This is a genomic window from Streptomyces mangrovi (genome assembly GCF_900114215.1).
Classification (GTDB): domain Bacteria; phylum Actinomycetota; class Actinomycetes; order Streptomycetales; family Streptomycetaceae; genus Streptomyces; species Streptomyces barkulensis.
On record NZ_FOSG01000003.1, the window covers coordinates 184,404 to 200,235 of the forward strand.

Annotated in this window: 13 protein-coding genes and 1 tRNA gene; 5 read left to right on the plus strand and 9 right to left on the minus strand. The window is 68.8% G+C overall.

The features are described from left to right. Positions 1-30 precede the first annotated feature (30 nt). The 6 genes from BM237_RS05515 to BM237_RS05540 all read right to left on the minus strand — a co-directional run bounded on the left by BM237_RS05515 (position 31) and on the right by BM237_RS05540 (position 6,567). Entirely contained in the window at positions 31-795 is a 765-nt protein-coding gene (locus BM237_RS05515; protein ID WP_093848370.1) for an ABC transporter ATP-binding protein, read from the minus strand. Next, on the minus strand, positions 792-1,775 hold the full coding sequence (locus BM237_RS30235; protein ID WP_281253897.1) for an ABC transporter ATP-binding protein: 984 nt from the start codon (positions 1,773-1,775) through the stop codon (positions 792-794). Before BM237_RS30235 ends, BM237_RS05515 begins: the two co-directional genes overlap by 4 nt. Next, positions 1,772-3,172: a branched-chain amino acid ABC transporter permease gene (locus BM237_RS05525; RefSeq protein WP_245793423.1), complete on the minus strand. Its 1,401-nt coding sequence runs from the start codon at positions 3,170-3,172 to the stop codon at positions 1,772-1,774. The genes BM237_RS30235 and BM237_RS05525 overlap by 4 nt, the downstream gene beginning before the upstream one ends. After that, positions 3,169-4,092 (minus strand): branched-chain amino acid ABC transporter permease, encoded by a 924-nt coding sequence (locus tag BM237_RS05530; protein WP_093848371.1) that lies wholly within the window; start codon positions 4,090-4,092, stop codon positions 3,169-3,171. The genes BM237_RS05525 and BM237_RS05530 overlap by 4 nt, the downstream gene beginning before the upstream one ends. A gap of 176 nt (positions 4,093-4,268) precedes the next feature. Further along, positions 4,269-5,429 (minus strand): branched-chain amino acid ABC transporter substrate-binding protein, encoded by a 1,161-nt coding sequence (locus BM237_RS05535; RefSeq protein ID WP_093848372.1) that lies wholly within the window; start codon positions 5,427-5,429, stop codon positions 4,269-4,271. Positions 5,430-5,913: 484 nt separating this feature from the next. After that, positions 5,914-6,567: an ANTAR domain-containing response regulator gene (locus BM237_RS05540; RefSeq protein ID WP_093848554.1), complete on the minus strand. Its 654-nt coding sequence runs from the start codon at positions 6,565-6,567 to the stop codon at positions 5,914-5,916. A gap of 119 nt (positions 6,568-6,686) precedes the next feature. Here BM237_RS05540 and BM237_RS05545 point away from each other — a divergent pair. Both BM237_RS05545 and BM237_RS05550 read left to right on the plus strand, forming a co-directional pair. Continuing rightward, positions 6,687-6,769, plus strand: a tRNA-Leu gene (locus tag BM237_RS05545). Between the two features lie 88 nt (positions 6,770-6,857). Further along, entirely contained in the window at positions 6,858-7,646 is a 789-nt protein-coding gene (locus BM237_RS05550; protein ID WP_093848555.1) for a hypothetical protein, read from the plus strand. 100 nt (positions 7,647-7,746) lie between these two features. Here BM237_RS05550 and pyk read toward each other — a convergent pair whose 3' ends face one another. After that, positions 7,747-9,180, minus strand: coding sequence for a pyruvate kinase (gene pyk, locus BM237_RS05555; RefSeq protein ID WP_093848373.1), 1,434 nt, complete (start codon positions 9,178-9,180; stop codon positions 7,747-7,749). 244 nt (positions 9,181-9,424) lie between these two features. On the opposite strand from pyk, the gene BM237_RS05560 reads away from it, so the two are divergent. The 3 genes from BM237_RS05560 to BM237_RS05570 are packed head-to-tail and all read left to right on the plus strand — an operon-like array spanning position 9,425 to position 12,757. Further along, positions 9,425-9,880, plus strand: coding sequence for a hypothetical protein (locus BM237_RS05560; RefSeq protein WP_093848374.1), 456 nt, complete (start codon positions 9,425-9,427; stop codon positions 9,878-9,880). A gap of 25 nt (positions 9,881-9,905) precedes the next feature. Then, complete coding sequence (locus BM237_RS05565; protein WP_093848375.1) at positions 9,906-12,224, plus strand: DUF6571 family protein; 2,319 nt, start codon at positions 9,906-9,908, stop codon at positions 12,222-12,224. Positions 12,225-12,244: 20 nt separating this feature from the next. Further along, entirely contained in the window at positions 12,245-12,757 is a 513-nt protein-coding gene (locus BM237_RS05570) for a hypothetical protein (RefSeq protein ID WP_139238059.1), read from the plus strand. Between the two features lie 54 nt (positions 12,758-12,811). Here BM237_RS05570 and pepN read toward each other — a convergent pair whose 3' ends face one another. Further along, positions 12,812-15,337, minus strand: coding sequence for an aminopeptidase N (gene pepN, locus BM237_RS05575; RefSeq protein ID WP_175540895.1), 2,526 nt, complete (start codon positions 15,335-15,337; stop codon positions 12,812-12,814). Between the two features lie 101 nt (positions 15,338-15,438). Next, a complete protein-coding gene (locus BM237_RS05580) occupies positions 15,439-15,744 on the minus strand; it encodes a chorismate mutase (protein ID WP_093848378.1) in 306 nt (101 codons plus the stop codon). Positions 15,745-15,832: the final 88 nt, after the last annotated feature.

Below are 15,832 nucleotides of genomic sequence, written 5' to 3' on the forward strand. Positions count from 1 at the left end.
CGCCGTTTTCGCAGCCGATGAGGGGAGCCGTCAGGCGCCCTCGCCCAGATAGGCCGCCCGCACCCGCGGATCCGACAGCAGCTCGGACGCCTCGCCCTCCATCGCCACCGCACCGGTCTCCAGCACATAGCCGCGGTCGGCCATCCGGAGCGCCTGCGCGGCGTTCTGCTCCACCAGCAGCACCGTGGTGCCCTGCTCGTTGATCTCCTTGACGATCTCGAAGATCTGCTGAACGATCAGCGGCGCCAGGCCCATCGACGGCTCGTCCAGCAGCAGCACCTCCGGCTTGCCCATCAGGGCACGGCCGATCGCCAGCATCTGCTGCTCACCGCCCGACAGCGTCCCGCCCAGCTGGCTCTTGCGCTCCCCCAGCCGCGGGAACAGGGTGAACACCCGGTCCATGTCGGCCTTGTCCACCGACTTGAACCGGTACGCCCCCATCTGGAGGTTCTCCCGGACCGTCATCCGCGGGAACACCCCGCGCCCCTCGGGGACATGGCCGATGCCGAACCGGACCAGATCGTGCGGCTTGATGCCGTCGATCCGCTCCCCGTGCAGCAGCACCTGCCCCTCGCGCGGCGCGATCATCCCCGAGGCCGTCCGCAGCGTGGTCGTCTTGCCCGCGCCGTTGGCGCCGAGCAGCGCGACCACCTCCCCGCTGCGGACCGTCAGATTGACGCCCTTGAGCGCCTCGATGGCGCCGTAGAACACCCGCAGATCACGCAGCTCCAGCACCACCGGGGCGGCCGGCTCGCCGCCCTGCGGCTCCTTCTTCAGATCCGTGGTGACGCTCACTTGTGCTCCTCGGTGTCCCACTGCGGCGCCCCGGCATCGGCCCCGGTGTCGGTGTCGGTGTCGGTGTCGGCTCCGGAACCGGCGCCCTCCTGCGCGCCGGCCCCCTCGGCGACGGCCTGAGCCACCGCGGCCTCGTCCTCCTCGGCCACCGCGCCCAGGTACGCCTCGATCACCGCCGGATCCCGCTGCACCTGCGACGGCGATCCCTCGGCGATCTTCTTGCCGAAGTTGAGCACCATCACCCGGTCCGCCACCGACATCACCAGCCGCATGTCGTGCTCGATCAGCAGCACGCTCACACCCAGCTCGGTGTTGATCCGCCGGATCAGCTCCTCCAGCTCCAGCTTCTCCGTCGGGTTGGTGCCCGCCGCCGGCTCGTCCAGCAGCAGCACCTCAGGATCCGTCGCCAACGCCCGCGCGATCTCCAGCCGCCGCTGGTCGCCGTAGCTCAGCGACCCCGCCAGCTCGTTCATCTTCTCCAGCAGGCCGACGTACGACAGCACCTCGTGCGCCCGGCGGTCGCTGGCCCGCTCGGCCTTCCGCGCGTTCGGCAGCCCCAGCATGATCGACACCGGACCGGTCTTCAGCCGCGTCTCCGCCGCGATCTTGACGTTCTCCAGCGCGGTCAGCGCCCCGAACAACCGGATGTTCTGGAACGTGCGCGCCAGACCCCACTGGCTGACCACATGCGGCTTGGCACCCAGCAGCGAGTGCTCGCCGCCCTCGCGGGGACGGAAGACGATCCGCCCCTCCTGCGGCACGTACGCGCCCGTCAGCGAGTTGAACAGCGACGTCTTGCCCGCGCCGTTGGGCCCGATGACCGCCAGCACCTCACCGCGCCGCATCCGCAGCTCGACGTTGTCCAGACTGGTCAGACCGCCGAACCGCAGCGTCACGCCCGACGTCTCCAGCACCAGCTCACCGGCGCCGGCCGAACCGCCCGCCGGCCCCTGCTCCTTCTTCACCGTCTCGGTGGTCACGGCTGCCTGCCTTCCGCCGGGCCGGTCGCGTCGGCTCCGCCGACCCCCGCCTCCGCCATCCGCAGCTCACGCTTGCGGCGTCGGGAGGGCAGCACGCCCTGCGGCCGGTAGATCATCATGATGACGAGGAGAGCGCCCAGGTACATGTAGCGGTCCTTGGGATCCACCCACTCGCGCAGGTACTCCGGCAGCCACACCAGGAACGCGGCGCCGAACAGCACCCCGGGGATCGACCCCATGCCGCCGAAGATGACGTAGGCCAGCACCAGGATCGACAGCAGGATCGCGAAGTTCTCCGGGTTGAAGTACCCGGCCTTGCTCGCGTACGCCACCCCGGCCACGCCGGAGGTCGACGCACCGATCGCGAACGCCATCAGCTTGTAGCGCACCGTGGGCACACCCGTGGCCGCCGCGGCCACCTCGTCCTCGCGGATCGCCGTCCACGCCCGGCCCACCTTGGAGTGCTCCAGCCGCAGGAACAGGAAGATGGCCAGCACGATGAAGACGACCAGCAGCCAGTAGTACGGCATCGGGTCCAGCTTCCACTCGTAGGAGAAGAAGCCCAGGTCGACACTGAACCGCTCGACCTTCACACCGCGCGCGCCCTCCGTCACCCCGTCGGCGTTCTTCGCCATCAGGTAGACGATCTCGTGGAATCCCAGCGTCACGATCGCCAGGTAGTCGCCCCGCAACCGCAGCGTCGGAGCGCCCAGGATCACCCCCGCCACCAGACAGGTCAGCACCGCGATCGGCAGCACCAGGAAGTTGTTCAGCGCCACCGGCGGCTGGACCGGCAGCGCCCCCGTCCAGTACGCCGCGCTGTACGCGCCGATCGCGAAGAACGCGATGAAGCCCAGGTCCAGCAGACCGGCCCAGCCGATCACCACGTTCAGGCCGATCGCCAGCAGCACGAAGATCGCGATCTGGTCCACCAGCACCTGCTGCCAGTACCGCTCGACCCCCAGCGGCCCGAACACCACCAGCGCCAGCACGGCCGTCAGCACGCCCATCCGGACCCGCTTGTCGGCCGACCACACCTGCCGGACCCGGTCCAGCGGACCGGCGGACACCTTCTTGGTGCCCTCCACCGCACGGGAGGTCTGATCGGTGAGGAACTCCCGCACCGCCCAGACCGCCACCGCGATCGCCAGCCAGATCCACAGGCCGACACCGGTGAAGTCCTCGCGCAGTGCCAGGAACAGATCCTGGGTGGTGCCCTCCTCGCCCGTCATCAGCCTGAGCGTCACCGCCAGCGCCAGCAGGGCCCCCAGCCGCCGCCAGCGCGGCTCCTGGTACCAGTGCACCTTCCGCAGCCGGGCCGCCGCCGACAGCGGCGCCGTCGCGCTCTTCGGCGAGTCCTGCCCGGCCCCTTGCGCAGCCGAGGTCTTGATGCTCACGCCGTCCTCCCCACACGCTCGCCGAGAATTCCGGTCGGACGGACCATCAGCACCAGCACCAGCACCACGAAGGCGCCGACGTAACGCCAGTCATCCCCCCACAGGCCCACCGTCATGGTCTCCACCACGCCCAGCACCAGACCGCCCAGCATCGCGCCGCGCACATTGCCGATACCGCCCAGCACCGCCGCCGCGAAGGCCGTGATACCGGGCAGGAAGCCCATCGTGTACCAGACCTGGCTGTTGGTGCCGAACAGGAAGCCGGCCGCACCGCCCAGCAGACCGCCGAGCACGAACGTCCGGGACACCACCTTGTCGATGTCCACGCCCATCAGCGACGCGACCTCCGGGTCCTGCGCCACCGCGCGGATACCCGAACCCATCTTCGTGCGGTTCACCACGTAGTCCAGGCCGACCATCATCGCCACCGCCGACACCAGGATCAGCACCTGCGTGATCGTCAGCTCGGCGCCGAAGACGCTCAGCACCTTCTTGTTCTCGTACATCGACGGCATCGGCAGCGGATTGCGGCCGAACAGCTTGCCCGCCAGGTTGTACAGGAAGAACGAGGCGCCGATCGCGGTGATCAGGAACACCAGGCGCGGCGCGCGATGCCTGCGCAACGGCCGGTACGCCACCCGTTCCAGACCGAAGGCCACCGCACCGCCCAGCGCGGCACCCGCCAGCATGCCGATCAGGACGTAGGCGACCGAGCCCACGCCGGAGGGCGTCGACTCGGGGATCAGAGCGGTCAGGGCCAGCAGGCCCCCGTAACCGCCGAACATGAAGACCTCGCTGTGCGCGAAGTTCAGAAGCTGGAGCACGCCGTACACCAGCGTGTAGCCGATGGCGATGACGGCGTAGAGACTGCCGAGCACCACCCCTAGGACGAGGAAGTCCCAGAACTCACTGAGGGACATCGAACTGTCTTCCTTGTGGGAATGTGCCGCCCGGCCGTGCGTTCAGCACTCGGGGAACGGGCGGCGCGAGGATCACGGAGGCGGACGCCCAGCACGAAGGCGGTGTCCGCCGGGTGTCACACCGGCCGGCGCGGGAGCGAACCCACCGCGCCGGCCGGCCGGAAGCGTCGGCCGGCTCAGCCGGCCAGCTCGTCGATGCTGCCCTGGTACTCGATGCCCTCGCCCTTGACCTGGTACAGGTAGATGGTCTGGTTGGTGAACTCACCCTTGTCGTCGAAGGAGAACTCCTTCGTCAGACCCTTGTACTTCGCCGCGCGCAGAGCGTCCACCAGCGCCTGGCGCTCGACACCGCCGTCCTCGTGGAGCTTCTTGATCTCCTCGATGATCATCATCGCGGCGTCGTACGACTCGGCCGAGTACGTACCCGGAGCCTGCTTGAACTCCTTCTCGTAGTCCGCGGCGAACTTCTTCGTCGCGTCCTCCTTGGTGGCGTCCGTGCACGGGCAGGTCAGCAGCCAGCCGTCCGAGGCGTCGCCCGCCAGCTGTATGAACTGCGCGTCGTTGGTGCCGTCACCCGACATCGCCACACCGTCGAAGCCCGCCTCCTTGAGCTTCTTGGCGAACGGGCCGGCGTCCTGGTAGTAGCCCGCGTAGATCAGCGCGTCCGGCTTGTTCTTCGTGACGTTCTTCGCCGCGGCACTGTAGTCCGGCGTCTTCTGCGGAACGCTCTGGCGCACCACCTCGACACCGGCGGCCTTCAGGTCCTTCTCGGCGACGTCCGCCAGGCCGATGCCGTAGTCGGTCTTGTCGTCGACCACCACGACCTTCTCGGCCTTGGTCTTGTTCGCCAGGTACTTCGCCATCCCGGCGCCCTGGGCGCTGTCGTTCGGCACCGCACGCAGGAACGTCTCGTAGCCCTTGGTCGTCAGGTCCGGGCGCGTCGCCGACGACGACAGCGCCACCAGGCCCGCGGACCCGTAGATCTCGGCGGCGGTGTCCGCCGGGCCCGAGAACGCCGGGCCGATCACCGCGACGACGTCCTCGTCGTCGATCGCCTTCTGCGCGGCGGTGGTCGCCTTGTCCGGCAGACCCTGGTCGTCGACCGGCACGTACTCGACCTCGAACCCGAGGTCGCCCTCGGCGTTCGCCTGGTCGATCGCCAGCTTGATGCCGTTCTCCATGTTCTGGCCGAGCTGCACGTTGTCGCCGGAGAGCGGGCCCTGGAAGGCGATCTTGTACGCGTCGCCGCTGCCACTGTCCCCTCCGCCGCAACCGGTCAGCGCGAGCGCGCCGACGGCCATGGGAATGGCCAGCTTGACGATGGTCTTGTTGAGCACGTGGAACCCCCTGGAGCCTGCTCAGATCACGACGATCGCCGTACCGTTCCGGCGTCGCGGTCCGCACGTACGTACGTGCGGCGTGGCCCGGAATCTATTGCCCCAGAAGCAGACCAGATAGGTGAGAGCGGCAGATGTGATCTCCCTGTGACCTGCGCCATGCGCCGGAAACAGAACACTCCTTACCGGAGAACGGACAGAAAGGGAAAGATCATCAGGGGTCGGACTCGTGAATTCCCGGGCCATGGACCGCAAATGCCGCCACCGCACCCCGCCTGCGACCGCGCACGGCCCGCACGAGGACCCGGCAATCCCCCGCCCCCGCCAATACCCCCAGCTCACGCGGGGCCGGCGCCGGGCCGCGGGCGACCCCGCCCCATGCGTCCCGGCACCGGCGACGCCCCGACCGGAACCGGACCGCGCCCGGCTGCCCGCCCGTGCGGGACCGCCGGGCGCCCCGGCCGGACACGGTCCCGCACGGGCGTCACCGCTGCTGCTTCCTCTCCTCCGCGTCCTGGATCACGGCCTCGGCCACCTGCCGCATCGACAGCCGGCGATCCATCGAGGTCTTCTGGATCCACCGGAACGCGGCCGGCTCGGTCAGCCCGTACTGCGTCTGCAGCACCCCCTTGGCCCGATCCACCAGCTTCCGCGTCTCCAGCCGCTGCGCGAGGTCGGCGACCTCCCGGCTGAGCACCTTCATCTCGTTGAACCGCGACACCGCCATCTCGATGGCGGGCACGACATCGCTCTTGCTGAACGGCTTCACCAGATACGCCATCGCACCCGCGTCCCGCGCCCTCTCCACCAGCTCGCGCTGCGAGAAGGCGGTCAGCATCAGCACCGGGGCGATCGACTCCTCGGCGATCCTCTCGGCCGCCGAGATCCCGTCGAGCACGGGCATCTTCACGTCCATGATCACCAGATCCGGCCGGTGCTCCCGGGCCAGGTCCACGGCCCGCTGCCCGTCCCCGGCCTCGCCGACGACGGTGTAGCCCTCCTCCTCCAGCATCTCCTTGAGGTCCAGGCGGATCAGCGCCTCGTCCTCGGCGATGACGACCCGCGTCGTCTCCGGAGGCACATGCGCCCGCTCGCCGGCCGCGCCGGCCGTGCTGTCGGCGCCGCCGTCGGTACTGATGGGCTCGGGGATGTCCGCGGTGCTCACTGGGCTCCTCGTTTTCCGGCCAGGTCGGACTTATGAGGGTACCCAGCTGATGGAGCGGCCCGTCACCCGGTACACTCGCGGAGCGACACCCTGCCGGGTTGATGGAAGGGAAGACATGATCGCCTCAAAAGCGATTGCCCGAAAGGGCGTGCGGGTTCGAATCCCGCACCCGGCACTTATCTCCTCATAAGCGGAGCTTCACGTTCTCGTGAAATTCAGCCGCCAAGCCCTTGCGACCAGAGTTCCTCACGCACAGTAGTTGCATGGAATTTCACGGAACCGAGGTTCGTCAGAAAGCCCTTGGCCTCATCCGAGGCGGCGCAAGGAATGCCGAGGTCGCCCGCACGCTGAACGTTCCCGCCGGGACCGTCAGCTACTGGCTGCACATGGAACGTGCCAGGCACAGGAAACTACCGGGAAAGCATTCCCCTCTCTGTCCCCGCTGTGACGGACGAGACCTCGACGAGAGTGCATACGCCTACCTCCTCGGCCTCTACCTGGGGGACGGCCACATCATCCAGTACTCCGCCCACCGAGTACCGAACCTGATGATCGCCTGCTCGGATGACTGGCCTGGGTTGATGGACGCCTGCGAGGCCGCAATGCGGAGGGTGCTCCCCGACAACTCCGTATGCCGTGTCCGCAGAAGCGGCTGCCACAACGTGAAGGTCTACTCCCGGCATCTCTGGTGCCTCTTCCCGCAACACGGTCGGGGCAAGAAGCACGAACGGCCGATCCTGCTCGAACCCTGGCAGCAGAAGATCGTCGACGAACATCCCTGGGAGTTGGTCCGGGGCCTGCTCCATGCCGACGGGTGCCGGATCACCAACTGGACGGTCAGACTCGTGGGAGGCGAACGCAAGCGTTACGAGTATCCGCGATACTTCTTCGCCAACAAGTCACAGGACATCGTGCGCATCTACGTCGAGGCCCTTGAGAAGGTCGGGGTCGAGTGGAAGACGACACACCGACGTTCGGGGGTGTACAACGTCTCCGTCGCCCGCCGGGCGTCCGTGGCGCTGATGGACGCGCATATCGGCCCGAAGCACTGAAGGGCGATACGGGGGAGGCCCCGGCCGCCGCTGGCGCGAGGCGGTGGGGCCGGGGCCTCCCGGTCCGAGGGGGCGGCCGGTCGGGCCGCCCGGGGCCGGGTCAGCGGGAGGGGTGTGCCTCGCCGATGCGGTGGACGCGGACCATGTTGGTGGTACCGGGGACGCCGGGCGGCGAGCCGGCGGTGATGATCACCTTGTCCCCCTTCGCGCAGCGCCCCATCTCCAGCAGCCGCTCGTCGACCTGCTCCACCATCTCGTCGGTGCTGCGCGCGGTGGGTCCGAGGAAGGTCTCCACACCCCAGGTGAGGTTGAGCTGGGCGCGGGTGGCCGGGTCGGGGGTGAAGGCGATGACGGGGATCGGTGAGCGGTAGCGGGACAGGCGGCGGACGGTGTCGCCGGACTGGGTGAAGGCGACGAGGAACGCGGCGCCGAGGAAGTCGCCCATCTCGGCCGCGGCGCGGGCCACGGCGCCGCCCCGGGTGCGGGGTTTGGCGCTCTCGGCGAGCGGGCGCAGGCCCTGGGAGAGCATGTCCTCCTCGGCGGCGGCGACGATGCGGCCCATGGTCCGGACGGTCTCGATCGGGTAATTGCCGACGCTGGTCTCGCCGGAGAGCATCACGGCGTCGGTGCCGTCCATGACGGCGTTGGCCACGTCGGAGGCCTCGGCGCGGGTGGGCCGGGAGGAGTCGATCATCGAGTCGAGCATCTGGGTGGCGACGATGACCGGTTTGGCGTTGCGCCGGGCGAGGGCGACGGCGCGTTTCTGTACCAGGGGAACGGTTTCCAGGGGCATCTCGACGCCGAGGTCGCCGCGGGCGACCATGAGGCCGTCGAAGGCGTCGACGATCTCGGGGAGGTTCTCCACCGCCTGGGGTTTCTCGATCTTGGCGATGACGGGGAGGTGGCGGTCCTCCTCCTTCATGACGCGGTGGACGTCGGCGATGTCGCGTGCGCTGCGGACGAAGGAGAGGGCTATGAGGTCCACGCCGGTGCGCAGGGCCCAGCGCAGGTCGTCGATGTCCTTGTCGGAGAGGGCGGGTACGGAGACGGCGACGCCGGGGAGGTTGAGGCCCTTGTGGTCGGAGACCATGCCGCCTTCGGTGACCTCGGTGCGGATGCGGGGGCCGTCGACGGCGGTGACCTTGAGGGCGACGCGGCCGTCGTCGACGAGGACGGGTTCGCCGGGTGTGACGTCGTCGGCGAGTCCTTCGTAGGTGGTGCCGCACTGTTCGCGGTCGCCCTCGACGTCCTCGGTGGTGATGGTGAACTCGTCGCCGCGTTCGAGGAGTACGGGGCCTTCGCGGAATCGTCCGAGCCGGATCTTCGGACCTTGAAGGTCGGCGAGGATGCCGACGCTGCGACCGGTCTCCTCGGAGGCGCGGCGCACTCGGTGGTAGCGCTCCTCGTGCTCGGCGTGGGCGCCGTGGCTGAGGTTGAGGCGGGCGACGTCCATTCCGGCTTCGACGAGCGCTTTGATCTGCTCGTACGAGTCGGTGGCGGGGCCCAGTGTGCAGACGATTTTCGCGCGGCGCATGGCAGCGAGCCTATGACTTACCCACGGGTAGGGAACTGTGGGAAGGGAACTGTTCAACGGCCGTTTCACATAGGGCCGTTAACAACTTGTGAAATGGGCGTGAGGTTGCTCGGATGAGCATTTCCGTTTTCCGTGGCGGCATATGACGGCGTGCACGGGTCTGCCCTCGGGGCCGCCACTCGCACCCACTTCCTTCTGTTACCGTCTGGTGACGCAGTGCATTGACCGACTCGGGGGAGGGCGTGTGTCGTTCGACGAGGAGTGGGCCGCTCTGGTGGCGAAGGCATCGGAGCGGGGTGGTGCCGGGACGCGGCTGAACGAGGCGGCCGACCCGGGTGGCGGCGGGGGTGGCGGGCATGATCTGTCGGCCGCCCAGGACGAGTTGGGGGCCATCGGGCACGACGCCTACGTGCTGTTCGGGCGGTTGCGGAAGGACGGTGACCTCGCCCGCGAGTCCAGCGACGGCGCCGCCACCGCTCTGAGGAACGCCAACCTCGCACTGGGCGAGGAACTCGCCCTCACCGTCGGGGTGTGGGACTCCCAGCTCAGGACGTTGCTGCAGTCCTGTGCGCACATCTCCAACCACCTCGACTACAGCGCGAAGTCCTACACCAAGCAGGACAAGGAGATCGAGGCGCAGATGCGGCACCGCGACGGCTCGGCCATGTCGGTGTCGGAGATCGAGCGCTACTACGAGTAAGTACGGGGAACGGGGAAACGGCACCATGGCCAAGTTGACCTTCACCGATCTGTACGGGGTCTCCTTCTCCGGCCTGTCGGATGCGGTATCGGACTGGAATTCGGTGGTCACCAAGCTGGGGGAGCTGGCGGACGAGGCCCGCACCGGTATGGCCGCCAAAGCCGAGAAGGCCGACTGGAAGGGCGAGAACGCCACCGTCACCAAGCCGTTCGTCCGCAAGACGGCCAAGGAGTTCGACGACGCGGAGGCCCAGGCCAGGAGCATCAGGAACATTCTCAGGGACGCGCACACGGACCTGAAGTCCGTCCAGGCCGACCTGATCAAGGAGGTCGAGGGCGGCCGTGAGCAGGGCATCCGGCTGAGGGACAACGGCGACGGGACGGTGGGGGTCTCCCTCGACCGCCGGCCGGACAACAGCGCCCCCTCCGAGGAGCAGCGCCGGGCGGGCAGGGACCTGGCGGACCGGATCGACCGGCTGATCGCGCGGGCCGAGGAGATCGACGACCTGGCGGCGCGGGCGCTGAAGAGGGTCCACGGCGACGATCCCTACAACTTCGGGCACGTCCAGTACAGCTCCCTGGACGAGGTCGAGGCCGAGCGCGCCGTGAAGCTGGCGAAGCTGGGCCCGGACATGTCGGACGCCCAGTACCGCGAGTTCAACGGCCTGGTGGGCGCGAACGCCGAGGACCCGGAGTTCTCCACGGCCTTCTACAAGGGGCTGGGCGGCCCCGAGGAGGCCCTGCGGTTCTACGCCCGGATGTCGATCGACGGCACCCTGGGGGACGGGGAGGAGAACGAGGGGCGGCCGGCGCTGTCCCGGGACCTCCAGCGGAACATGGGCATCGCGCTGGCCACCGCCACCGACCCGGACAACAAGACGCACCTGCCTGCCAGTTGGGGGGAGGAGTTCCGCAGGCTCGGCACCCGGCAGATCGATCTGGAGCCGGGCCCGTTCGGCCCGCAGCCGTACGGCTACCAGGTTCTCGGCGGAATCATGCGCTACGGGAACTACGACGCGGACTTCCTCACTCCGATCGCGGAGCACATCACCCAGCTCCACCACGACGAGCCCACGCGGTTCACATCGAACAGACCGGCGGGCATGGGCGATGCGGATCTCGGCTACAACCCGTCGGGCAGGGGCGGGGCCGGCTACGACCCGCTGACGAGTGTGCTGGAGGCGCTGGGGCACAGCCCGGAGGCCGCGGAGAGGTTCTTCACGGGTGACCCGACGGTGTACCGGGAGGACGGCACCGTCGACGAGAACGGGAAGCTGGGTTACCAGTACTTCGACGAGTTCCTCAAGGAGGACTTCGAGTGGCCGCCGGACAGCCTGGCGAAGCCGGGCGCGCCCGGCTCGGAGGAGGTCCTCGAGCACGGGCCGAACGCGCTGGGGCACGCGCTGGAGGCGGCGGCGACCGGGCGCGCGTACGACAGTCAGTCGACGGAGCCGATCAAGCACACCTCGGAGCGTGCGGAGTTCACCGAGCGCCTGGTGGCGCACTTCGGCGAGCATCCCGAGCTGATCCGCCACAACGAGAACCTGAAGGACGAGAAGCTCGAGGACCTGAAGTCCGGGCCTCTCCATGTGCTGCGGGACAGTCTGGGCAACATCACGGCGGAGTACATCGGCGACTTCCAGCGGTCGATGTACGGAGACTCCCCGGCATCGGACAGTTTCCCGATCAACGGTGTGCCGGCGGTCTTCGAGAACACCAGCCATGTGGTGAGCTTCCTCGGCGAGGTGGGGCAGGATCCGGACGCGTACGCCGCGATCACCAGTGCCCAGCAGTCGTACACGACGCTGATGGTGGACAGGGTCTTCGACGGGGTCTTCAGTGGAGAGGACAAGTCGATGGTCTCCCTGGAGCAGAAGGTGAGCAGCGCGGTCGCTCCCGGCGCCGTGATGGCGGGCATCATGAGCGATGCCCGTGCCGACGCCGTTCATGACTACAACACGGCTGCCGCCAAGGATTTCAACGAGGCCGCGGGCGACAAGGGCAAGTGGGCCACCCGCACCGTTGAACTGGGCACATCACTCATCCCGGAGCGGGTCCCGGTGGTGGGAGAAGTCATCAACTGGCTGGCCGAGGACATCACGGAGAGCGTGGTGAAGAGCGCCGAGAAGGACGTCGTCGATATCAAGGAAAACGGTAGACGGGATTATGTCCTGGCTCGCGAGGCAGTTGCCGAATCTGCCAAGGAGGCCGTCTTGCGCGCCTCTGTCGGACATTCCAATCTAAATAATGAGACAATCGAAGGCATCCAGAACGCGGCCGCCATTCAGGTGGGGAACAGCCACATTGAAGGAGTTGGCATGAGATCATCTGGCGATGCATTGTGAAGATATCTGGCGGTTACCGCGTGGCCATCCTGTTTCTTGCCACTCTGATCTCGGTGACCGGATGCGGGACCGCGAAGGATGAGCGGGAGCACCGAGAATACACAGTGCCCGAGTCGCTGTGCAGTATGGATCTCGATGCAGAAATGATTGAGCCTTTCCTCCCTCCGGGGAAGGAGATCGACCAGACCGAAGAAACTGACCGCATCGACTGGTTCTGCAGGGTTTCGGTAGACGACAAAAGTGTTTTCATGCTGACCTGGGAATGGTGGGAACCCAACTGGTCGGCAGAGCGCTTTGCGGTCCGGCAGGCCTACGCGACCCCGGACAGGAAATCCGCTGACGGAAGTTACGTGCATTCCAAAGAAGACGCGGTGGCTGTAGTGCGCTGCACGGAACGGGGAGAGAAGTGGGATATTTTCCTCACAGCCAGGGTGAGGAACGGGGGAATTCCGAACGCCGATGCTATGGAGAAGTTCATCGTCGCGTACCGCGATGATTTCCTGAAAAGCGATCCCTGCGCGGACATGCGATGAGTGGTCCGTGGGTGCCGGGGCCCGGCCGTGGACGGGGCCCGGCACCCACGGGCGTCAGTGCGCCGCGCGTACGCGCAATGCGCGGGCGAGGTCGTCGAGTTCGTCGGCGAGGGAGCGGCGCAGGGCGGGGGTGAGCCGGTCGTCGGCCAGGCACCGCTGCCCCAGGGCCAGGGTGCCGGGGTCGGTGAAGGGGCGGGGGAAGCCGTGCCGTCCCAGTGCCTGGGCGATGGCGGGGCCGCGGCGGGCGGCGAGGGCGGGTGCCTGGTCGAAGTAGCGGGGGACGTAGTCGCGCAGCAGGTCCTGCTGCTCTGCGTGCCAGAAGCCCTGGAGGGTGGCTTTGAGCAGGTAGTTGGAGAGGGTGTCGGTCTCGTCGAACAGGGCCTGCCAGGCGGCTTCCTTGGCGGCGGGGTCGGGCAGGGCGGCGCGGCAGCGTGCGGCGCCCTCGGTGCCGGTGGCGCTGGGGTCGGCGTCGTGGGCGGCGCCGATGTCGGAGGTGTTCACGGCGCCGAGGACGGCGAGGCGGTGCAGGAGCCGCCAGCGCAGTTCGTGGTCGAGGGGGCGTCCGCCGGGGAGGGTGCCGGTGGTCCACCAGTGGTGGAGGTCACCGGGGGTGGTGGCGCTGTCGATGGCGGCGCGTACGGCGGTCAGGTGGACTCCCCCGTCGCGTCCGGCGCCGGCCGGTTCGCTCTCCAGGAGGGCGCGGACGAGGTCGGTGAGGGTCTCCAGGGCGGCGGTGCGCTGTTCCGGCGGCAGGTAGCGGTCGGCGATCTCGTGGCGGGCGAAGTCCAGGACGCCGGCGACGACGGCGTCGTCCCTCTCGTGGGGCAGGTGGGCGCGTGCGGTGTCCAGGTAGTCGGCGGGCGGCAGGTGGCCGTCGCGGACCATGTCGCGTGCGGCGTTCCAGACGGTGGCGCGGGTGAGCGGGTCGGGCAGGTGGGCCAGGGCGCGTCGCGCGGTGTGCCAGGAGTCGGCGTCCAGGCGGACCTTGGCGTAGGTGAGGTCGCGGTCGTTGAGGAGGACGAGGTCGGGGCGGGGGCCGTCGGCGGAGAGGGTGTGGCCACCGTCGGCGGGGAGGTCGGCGGTGAGGGGTTCGCGGGGGGTGAGGCGGTCTTCCGCTCCGGTGCCGTCGCGGTCGTCGAGGTCGTACAGGCCGACGGTGAGGCGGTGGGGGCGGTCGCCCGTGTGGGTGGTCTCCAGGCGCCAGCGGCGGCCGTCGGTGGTGATGTGCGGGGTGAGGGTGTCGACGCCGGTGGTGCGCAGCCAGCGGTCGGCCCAGGCGTGGACGTCGCGGCCGGAGGCGCGGGCGAGGGAGTCGAGGAAGTCGGCGAGGGTGGCGTTGCCGAAGCGGTGGCGGGCGAAGTGGTCGTTGATGCCGGCGAGGAAGGCCTTCTCGCCGAGCCAGGTGACCAGTTGGCGCAGTGCGGAGGCGCCCTTGGCGTAGGAGATGCCGTCGAAGTTGAGCAGGGCGGTGGCGGTGTCGGGCACGTCCTGGGGCTCAGGGGCGACGGGGTGGGTGGAGGGGCGCTGGTCGGCGTCGTAGCCCCAGGACTTGCGGTCGACGGCGAACTCGGTCCAGGTGCCGGTGAAGCGGGTGGCCTCGGTGATGATCTGGTAGCCCATGTACTCGGCGAAGGACTCGTTGAGCCAGATGTCGTCCCACCAGCGCAGGGTGACCAGGTCGCCGAACCACATGTGGGCCATCTCGTGGGCGATGGTCACGGCGCGGCTCTGGAGCTGGGTGCCGGTGACGGCGGAGCGGTGGACGTATTCGTCGCGGAAGGTGACCAGTCCGGGGTTCTCCATGGCGCCGGCGTTGAACTCGGGGACGAAGGCCTGGTCGTAGGAGTCGAAGGGGTAGGGCTCGTCGAAGATCTCGTGGTAGCGGTCGAAGCAGGCGCGGGTGATGTCGAGCAGTTCCTGCGCGTCGTCGTCGAGGTGGCTGCCGAGGGACTGGCGTACGTGCAGGCCGAAGGGGATGCCGGCGTGCTCGGTGCGCACCGAGTGCCAGGGGCCGGCGGCCAGTGCCATGAGGTAGGTGCTCAGCGGTGGTGTGGTGGCACACTCCCAGCGGCCGGGCTCTCCTTCGACGCGGTGGGCGGTGCCGTTGCCCAGGACGGTCCATTCCTCGGGGGCGGTGGCGGTGACGGTGAAGGGGGCCTTGAGGTCGGGCTGGTCGAAGGCGGCGAAGACGCGGGGCGCTTCGGTCTGGAAGCACATGGTGTAGAGGTAGGTGCGGCCGTCGGCGGGGTCGGTGAAGCGGTGCATGCCTTCGCCGGTGCGGGAGTAGGCCATGTCGGCCTCGATGCGCAGTTCGTGTTCGCCCGCGTTCAGGCCGGTCAGCGGCAGTCGCCCGTCGGTGAGGGGGGCGGTGTCGAGTGCGTGTCCGTCGAGGACGGCCCGGTGGAGGGTGCGGGGCCGTACCTCGACGAAGGTGTCGCCCGCTTCGCGGGTGGTGAAGCGGACGGTGGTGGTGGAGCCGAAGACCTCTTCGCCCCGGGTCAGGTCCAGGTCGACGGTGTAGTGCCGGACGTCGATGAGCCGGGCTCGGCTCCGCGCCTCTTCGTGGGTCAGTGCGGGCATGGCGCTCATGCTGCCGTATCGGCCGTGCGGGGCGCACCGGGTGTCCCGTGCCGTGCCTTCCGGCCGGGGTTGTGCGGCCGGGGCCGTGTGGCCGGCGGTGGTCAGGAGCGGGCGATGGTCTCGTGGTGGCGGATGACCTCGGCGATGATGAAGTTCAGCAGCTTCTCGGCGAAGGCCGGGTCGAGTTTGGCGCTCTCGGCGAGGGAGCGCAGCCGGGCGATCTGCTCGGCCTCGCGGGCGGGGTCGGCGGGGGGCAGTCGGTGTTCGGCCTTGAGGCGGCCGACCTGCTGGGTGCACTTGAACCGCTCGGCGAGCATGTGCACCACGGCGGCGTCGATGTTGTCGATGCTGTCGCGCAGCCGGGTGAGCTCTGCCTGCACCGACGGGTCGATCTCGCTGTTCGTCATGGTCACCGACTCTATGCGCTCCGGACGCTGTCTCCCCGTCCGGTCCGGTGGGCGGATACGGGCCGGACGTGCCGCGGCGCCGGCCCCC